This window comes from bacterium, from assembly GCA_004299235.1.
Classification (GTDB): domain Bacteria; phylum Chloroflexota; class Dormibacteria; order Dormibacterales; family Dormibacteraceae; genus SCQL01.
This window is the reverse complement of record SCQL01000052.1, coordinates 1-1,570: the sequence shown is the minus strand read 5'-3', so window position 1 is coordinate 1,570 and position 1,570 is coordinate 1. Positions and strand designations below refer to the sequence as shown.

At 71.3% G+C, this 1,570-nt stretch carries 2 protein-coding genes and 1 pseudogene; 1 reads left to right on the top strand and 2 read right to left on the bottom strand.

The genetic code is table 11. From position 1 onward, the window contains the following. A pseudogene (locus tag EPN29_13815) lies at positions 1 to 85 on the top strand (beta-ketoacyl-ACP reductase). On the opposite strand, the gene EPN29_13810 reads toward EPN29_13815, so the two are convergent. Together EPN29_13810 and fabF are read right to left on the bottom strand one after the other, a co-directional pair. Next, the gene (locus EPN29_13810; GenBank protein TAN31298.1) at positions 55 to 279 is read right to left on the bottom strand and encodes an SDR family NAD(P)-dependent oxidoreductase; all 225 of its coding nucleotides are present in this window, start codon (positions 277 to 279) and stop codon (positions 55 to 57) included. The pseudogene EPN29_13815 and the gene EPN29_13810 sit on opposite strands and share 31 nt — an antisense overlap. Positions 280 to 321: 42 nt before the next feature. Continuing rightward, on the bottom strand, positions 322 to 1,554 hold the full coding sequence (gene fabF, locus EPN29_13805; GenBank protein ID TAN31297.1) for a beta-ketoacyl-[acyl-carrier-protein] synthase II: 1,233 nt from the start codon (positions 1,552 to 1,554) through the stop codon (positions 322 to 324). Positions 1,555 to 1,570: the final 16 nt, after the last annotated feature.

Sequence of the window (1,570 nt, the reverse complement as noted above, 5' to 3'; positions counted from 1 at the left end):
CGGGCGGGCGACGGCGGTCCGGCTCGCGCGCGACGGCGCGAAGATCGCCGTGAACTACAAGGGGAACGTCGACGCGGCGGAAGAGACATCGCCCTGGACGAGCGCGGCGCTCGAGCCGGCGCCTTCCACCAGACGCTTCGTCTCTTCCGCCGCGTCGACGTTCCCCTTGTAGTTCACGGCGATCTTCGCGCCGTCGCGCGCGAGCCGGACCGCCGTCGCCCGCCCGATCCCGCGCGACGCGCCGGTGATCAATGCCGTCTGGCCCAGGAGCGTGCTCACCTCAGGACAGGCTAAACGAGGATTCGATCCGAGGAGGAGCGGCTACGCCCTGACGAAGATGAGGGACGCGTTGTGGCCGCCGAAGCCCATGCTGTTGGACAGGGCCGTGCGGATCTGCTTCGCGCGCGCCTGGTTGGGCACGTAGTCGAGGTCGAGGGCCGGGTCCGGCGTGGTGTAGTTGATCGTCGGCGGCACGCAGCCCTCACGCAGCGCGAGCAGGCACGCGATCGCCTCGAACGCGCCGGCGGCACCGAGCAGGTGCCCGCTCATCGACTTCGTCGACGAGACCATCAGCCGGTAGGCGTGCTCGCCGAAGACGTGCTTGATGGCCGCCGTCTCCTCACGATCGTTCGGCTGCGTCGAGGTGCCGTGCGCGTTGATGTAGTCGATCCGCTCTGGACCGAGCCCGGCCTGATCGAGCGCCATCCGCATCGCGCGCGCGTTGCCCTCGCCTTCGGGTGAAGGCGAGGTGATGTGATACGCGTCCGCGGTCGCGCCGTACCCGACGAGCTCGCCGTAGATCCGCGCACCGCGTGCGAGCGCGTGCTCGCGCTCCTCGAGCACGACGACGGCGCCGCCCTCCGAGAGGACGAAGCCGTCGCGGTCCTTGTCGAACGGTCGCGAGGCGCGCTCGGGGTCGTCGTTGCGGCGGCTCATCGCGTGCATCGTCGAGAACGCGCCGATCGCCAGCGGGAGCACCGCGGCCTCGGCGCCGCCGGTCACCATGACGTCGGCCTGGCCGCGCCGGATGATCTCGCCGCACTCGCCGATGGCGTGCGAGCTCGACGCGCAGGCCGAGACGTGCGTCAGGCTGGGGCCCTTCAGGCCGAACTGCATCGAGGTCTGCGCCGACGCGGCGTTCGCCATGAGCATCGGCACGAGGAAGGGAGACAGCCGGCTCGGTCCGCGCTCCTCCATGAGGACGACTTCCTTGATGAGCGTCTCGAGGCCGCCGACACCGGTCGCGATGGCCGTCCCGACGCGCTCCGGATCCTTCACGGTCTCGAGGCCGGCGTCCGTGAGGGCCTGCGACGCGGCGGCGACGCCGAAGTGCGTGAAGCGGTCGGTGCGACGCACCTCCTTGCGATCCATGTAGGCGGTGGGCTCGAAGCCCTGCACCTCGCCGGCGATCTGCGTCTCGTACGGCGCGGGGTCGAACCGGGCGATCCGGCGGATGCCGCTTCGGCCGTGGGTGAGCGCGTCCCAGTTGCTGGCGACGTCGAGCCCGAGCGGCGTGACCGCGCCGACACCGGTCACGACGACCCGCCGCGTCATCGCGCGGCGACCGCCG

Excerpts from the sequence above, each read along its gene's own strand:
- fabF (TAN31297.1), bottom strand. The coding sequence starts at position 1,554 with ATGACGCGGCGGGTCGTCGTGACCGGTGTCGGCGCGGTCACGCCGCTC.